Annotated in this window: 3 protein-coding genes and 1 pseudogene; 2 read left to right on the plus strand and 2 right to left on the minus strand. The window is 36.5% G+C overall.

The features are described 5' to 3' along the window. Both DFR60_RS31355 and DFR60_RS30020 read right to left on the minus strand, forming a co-directional pair. A partial coding sequence (locus DFR60_RS31355; RefSeq protein WP_349699504.1) for a transposase family protein occupies positions 1–342 on the minus strand: 342 nt, incomplete at its 3' end. Positions 343–793: 451 nt separating this feature from the next. Beyond that, a complete protein-coding gene (locus tag DFR60_RS30020) occupies positions 794–2464 on the minus strand; it encodes a PspC-like choline-binding domain-containing protein (protein ID WP_110326962.1) in 1671 nt (556 codons plus the stop codon). A gap of 1298 nt (positions 2465–3762) precedes the next feature. Here DFR60_RS30020 and DFR60_RS30025 point away from each other — a divergent pair. Beyond that, complete coding sequence (locus DFR60_RS30025; RefSeq protein ID WP_110326964.1) at positions 3763–5343, plus strand: PspC-like choline-binding domain-containing protein; 1581 nt, start codon at positions 3763–3765, stop codon at positions 5341–5343. 167 nt (positions 5344–5510) lie between these two features. Then, positions 5511–5939 (plus strand): annotated as a pseudogene (locus tag DFR60_RS31360) (transposase family protein); the annotation flags it as partial.

The raw sequence follows: 5939 nt of genomic DNA on the forward strand, positions 1-5939 counted from the left end.
TTTGCCAGTGGAAGCATTGCCACTGAACTCATCAATGGAATGTGCTTGCGGGAGCCGGTCTGGCGTAGGATAACTGATGGTATCCAAAAGCCGGCAGACTGTTTGGACGGATACACCAGTAAGTTTTGCTATCTGTTTTACGGAAAAGGTTTGGCAAAATAAGGAAACAATGTAGAAAGCAAGCCTGCGGGTCCTTCGATAGCAGCTGGGCAGAAACGAGCATGGTTCCGTAAAACGTTTGAGGCAGGAGGTACGGAGATACCGTTGTTTACGAAGGATCAGGATTACCTGTTTTCCCTGTAAAGGGACGTCCTGGACTTCTTGTAAGCGGTAATCATGAATCCTTTTTGTTTTTGCTCCACTATAGGATCACTTTTTTAATATAAACACCCTCCAAGTTGAGGAAAACCTAGGTATAATTGGGGTACATCTATATGGGACACCTCTATATACATTATACTTTAGTCGGGATAATGTATTTGGAGGCTTCTTATAGATGTATTTTTTTATAACCAAACGAATGTTAGAAGTGTGTTTTTCTACTCGCTCAACATTCAGTACAGAATCTTTTTTATAATATAGATACACTTTAGCTGTTTTTAGTTTATGTGAATTCATGCACCTTATGCAAACATATACAACGGGCTGGATAACACGATTAAATATTTATGCAGCTATTTCTGAGCCTATATCTATAAAAAAGAAGTGCTACTCTATAGATGAATTATACACCTATTTTGCAGCACTCTTTTTTACTATTTGGCAATTAGAATTTCTTGTTTTTTAATTGTTATTAACTTTCTACAAACACGGCTTCGATTTCTTTTCCAGTACCAACTTTATAACAGCGATCATCTCCATCTTTAGCTTTGTTCTTGTTCTTCTGAACACTACCAGAGGTATTAACAAGTCTGTACTGAGTTGTATTTGTATCTTTTGCAGCTTCTTTTACGTCATAGTACTCATCATAATCGTCATCTTTTCCGGCTGGGATGGAAGAAGTTGCGTCAATATCATTAAGGAACTCTTCCGTACTTAAGCATTCCAGAGCTGATATAGTGCCATTTGTATCTTTAGTAATCTTGATAACAGTATACTTATCATCTTTAGATGCCTTCAATAACATGCCACCTAAGTAATACTTATCATCGTCAATCCCCAGTTTACCCGCACCTTTAGAGCTGCCAGATTTATTGAATAAGAAGGAGTAATCCTCACCATCAAGAGATACTGTCTGTTTTCCAGTCTTCATAGCACCGTCATCTCCGGAACCAAAGTAATATAACTTGTAACCAGCGCCATATAAATTGGAAACATTATCTTTAAAATTATCTTCTGTGTCGAAATGCATGTTGTTAATACCATCGTCACCTTTGATTTCATCAATTTCAGTCGTACTATTTCCAACAAACTTAATTGCTTTCAGACCACTCTTCATTACGCCGAAAGAGTCAAATGCATACTTCTTACCATTAATTGTTTTAATTTCAGAAGCAACTAACTTTCCATCTTTGTCAGAATAATACCAGTTATTTTCATCGTCTTCATAGTCATCTGGGCTTAAGTAAGAATCTGGTACTACCTGGAACCAGCCTTTGGTCACTCTTGCGCCATCTTCAGGGTCTCCATAATATCTAAATCCTGTTGTATAGGTAGCAGAACCTGCGCTTGCTGTAGAAGGCGTAGCATCCCAGTTGACCCATTCAGCATTCATACGTCCATATTCATCAAAGCTGTATTTTCTGCCGTTAATGGTTTTTCCTTTCTCATTTGTCATCTTCTTACCATTAGTTTTAAAGTAGAAATAGCGAGTCTGATCTTCATCGTCAAATAAATTGTTGCTGGAAAGACCAGTATCAATTTCATCCCAATTATTATCAGTGATATCAAGATAAGCCCATTCGCCTACCTTCTGTGCGCCATCATTCTCATCACCACAGTAATAAACGCCCTCGCGCCAATCATCGTCACCAGTTACTCTCTGACCATCTGTATCAATCCAACCATAAAGCATCTGTGCTTCATCGTTGAAAATATACTTCTTGCCGTTAATGGTCTTAAAGGAGGCACTATTGCTGTTGGAAGAGCTTTTGTAAGCCTTACCGTTGGCGCCGAAATAGTACCAATAATTTAAGGGATCATCATCACTGTCTCCATCATAATCCTCATTTTCGATGGAGACCCACTGATTAGTAACCATAGCGCCATTAGCATCTACATAATAGTAATTGCTGTCATCGTCTACTAAAAAGTCGGTAGCCATTTCTCCGTCTTCATTCAGCCAGAACCAGTTATTTCCTGATTTTGCCCACTGTTCGGTTACTGTTTCGCCATTCTTATCATAATAAACCCATGTACCATTCTCTTCCTGCCAGCCAGTTGCTGCAATGGAAGTCATGGAAGCACCGATGGCAAGCAGTGCTGCTGCAGATAATACTGCAACTAATTTTGTCTGCTTTCTCATAAAAATGCACTCTCCTTTTTCTTTTTGAAATACTTTTTGAAATTCCTAATTGCATTACGAGGTAATTATACTTCCTATAAGGGAAATTAGGCAGAAGAATCCGGTTAAAAACAAGTGTTTTATCTAAGATTTAATTTTTAATTACCATATAATAACTTTAATTTGTTTTAAGGTTAAGATTGATTTGTGTTAAAATTGCAAAAATGTATATGTATTAAAATACATGATATCGTATATAAATTCTTTTATATTAAATATAAAAGTGTTGAAATATATATTATAAAACTAACCCTTTTTGTTTGCCACTATACTCAGCAAATCTTCAGTATAAAGGTAAATATAATATTATTAAACAACAATAATGCAAAGTCCTAATCATAGTTTAAAAAAGCAAACAATTTTTTAAGAGAATTAATTACTTAGGCGATGTATTGATCGGCAAGCGTATTAAGATAGATAACCTTATAGTTCTAGAAGTTTGTTGACTTCCTAAAAGCATCATAATCCTTATCATCGTTATATGGAGACCAGCACTACTTTTCTCACTTCACCAGCAACTTTCTACGCCAAATAAATACATTAAAGCGCTATACTGTAAAATAACCGAAATTATTAGAGCACCTCAGTAATATTATAAATTGTTTATATTGTTCTCAGATACATTTTAATGACATTTTAAATTTTCACAATATCCTCACCCTACCAGAATCCTATTATTTAAATCTACTTTCAGAAATGAGGGACTGGAATAATTTAAAGTTGTTACTCTTTAAAAAATATTCTTACATATTGCTATAAGAAAACGGATAGCATGTTTCATTGAAAATAGTTTTTTTAATACTTACCACTCAGATAAACCAACAATGTAATATCTGGTATACTTAAATTTGCATTTAGTCAATACAGCAATTGTTACCAAGTTTAGAATAGTTTCCTGGCATTAAGAGATTTTTACAAAAATATATGGTAACTCATCTCTGACTTATGATGTAAATAACTTCAATTTTAATTCCGAATCGAGAAAACTAATTTATTTCTTATGACAGTATAGTTCCTGAATAAATATTTACAATATCAAAAAATTATTCATTCAATAAAGATAACTTATTAAAATTATGGTTATTAATCCAAAGCATTTAATCTGTAATTAGAAAATAAAATATTAAACGCTACTCAATAACCTTTAATAATTGAACCCTTCTTCCACCTAATTTCCCTTATAGGAAGTATAATTACCTCGTAATGCAATTAGGAATTTCAAAAAGTATTTCAAAAAGAAAAAGGAGAGTGCATTAATTATGAGAAAGCAGACAAAATTAGTTGCAGTATTATCTGCAGCAGCACTGCTTGCCATCGGTGCTTCCATGACTTCTTTTGCAGCTACAGGCTGGGCAGAAGAGAATGGTACATGGGTATATTATGATAAAGATGGCAACAAAGTAACTGACGAGTGGAAAAAATCCGGAAACAACTGGTTCTATCTTAACGATGATGGAGAGATGGCAACAGAGACTCTTGTTGAAGACGATGACAATTACTACTACGTAGACGCTAATGGCGTTATGGTCGCTAATCGTTGGGTTCAGATTGCCAATGAAGATGACGACGATGAGGATGCACCAGATTCTTATTGGTATTTCTTCCAGAGCAATGGAAAAGCTTATACAGCTCCTTCTGATAATGATACTTCTTTTAAGAATATTAATGGAAAGAAATATGCTTTCGATGAAGAAGGAAAGATGTTATTTGGTTGGGTGAATGGTTCTTCAACTAGAATGACGGATGATGAAGATTGGAAAAATGAAGATACCCTTTACTACTGTGGTGGCCAGGATGATGGTGCCAGAGCAACAGGTTGGGCTCAGATCCATGTAATTGATACCGAAGAAGATGATGAAGATCAGGATTACTGGTTCTGGTTCCAGTCAAATGGTAAAAAATTAATGGCCGAAGATGGAAATAATATTAAAGAAAAAACTATTAATGGCAAGAAATATGGTTTCAATTCTTGGGGCAAGATGGTATCTGGTTGGTCAGATGATGCAACCAATAGTGATGCCGCAACACCTGCAAATGGTGCTGATTACAAGTATTTCAGTAGCGCAGAAGACGGTGCAAGAAAGACCAAGGGTTGGTTTAAGGTAGTTCCATCTTCAGGCTTAAATTCAGATGATCATGATACTGATACTGAGAATTGGTATTATGCTGATGGCAAAGGATTCTTATATGCTAGCGTATTAAAGAGCATTAATGGAAAGACTTATGCGTTTGATGAAGATGGTGCAATGATCAATGGGCTTGTATGCTTGGATGTTGAAGACAATGTAATCCGCGATATCATTGATGATGATATTGATACAGAAGACAACTTAGATAGTCTTATTGAAAGTGGTGTTGGTGCGATCTATTACTTTGGTAATGGTGAAGACGGTTCTATGAAGACTGGAACACAGAATCTGACAATTGATGGTGATAGCTTTACATTCTTGTTCAACAAGAGTGGTGATAACAAAGGTCAGGGTGTTACAGGTCTTAAGGACAAAGCCTTCTACACAATGGGTAAGAAAGTCAAAGCAAGTAGCGATGATAAGTATGTAATTGTATCCTATGAAGAAGGCAAAGACGGTGATGCCGATACTATTAAAACACTCGCTAGCAAAAACTGGAGAGTAGATGCTCAGTATGTTGGTAAGAATAAAGATGGTGATTCTATCAAAGTCTACACACCTGATGAAAAAGAGGATTACTACTTAGTAACAACTAGCGGTTCTATCGTTACAAGCAAGAAAAATGCAAAAGATGGTAACGACTGGTACTTTGATGTAACAGGTAGCCGTATTGAAGCATATAAGAGTGTTAAGAATACAACAGTAAAATAATAACTTTAACTGCACTAGAAAATTCTAATTGCCAAAAGAAGTCGCCGATAATAACGTTATGTTATCGGCGACTTTTCTTATTGTTTCTATACTGAATGTTGGGGGGCTGAAAAACACACTTCTATCATTCTTTTGGTTACAATAAAATACATCTATAAGAAGCCTAACTCCAGGCGGACTCCTTTATTAAAATTTTTATTCAGTTACCCCCCTTAGAACAGATCTATCCCTGCTGTGGGGTCAAAACAAAACGGATTCATGATTATCGCTTACAAGAAGTCCAGGACGTCCCTTTACAGGGAAACCAGGTAATCCTGGCCCTTCGTAAACGACGGTATTTACGTACCTCCTGCCACAAACGTTTTACGGAACCATGCTCGTTTCTGCCCAGCTGCTATCGCAGTACCCGCAGGCTTGCTTTCTACGTTGTTTCCTTACTTCGCCAAACCTTTTCCGTAAAACAGATTGCAGAACTTACTGGTGTATCCGTCCAAACAGTCAGCCGGCTTTTGGATACCATCAGTTATCCTACGCCAGACCGGCTCCCGCAAGCACATTCCATTGATGAGTTCAGTGGCAATGCTTCCACTGGCAAA

This window comes from Hungatella effluvii (assembly GCF_003201875.1).
In the GTDB taxonomy this organism is placed as follows: Bacteria; Bacillota; Clostridia; order Lachnospirales; family Lachnospiraceae; genus Hungatella; species Hungatella effluvii.

Excerpts from the sequence above, each read along its gene's own strand:
- DFR60_RS30020 (WP_110326962.1), bottom strand. The coding sequence starts at position 2,464 with ATGAGAAAGCAGACAAAATTAGTTGCAGTATTATCTGCAGCAGCACTG.
- DFR60_RS30025 (WP_110326964.1), top strand. The coding sequence starts at position 3,763 with ATGAGAAAGCAGACAAAATTAGTTGCAGTATTATCTGCAGCAGCACTG.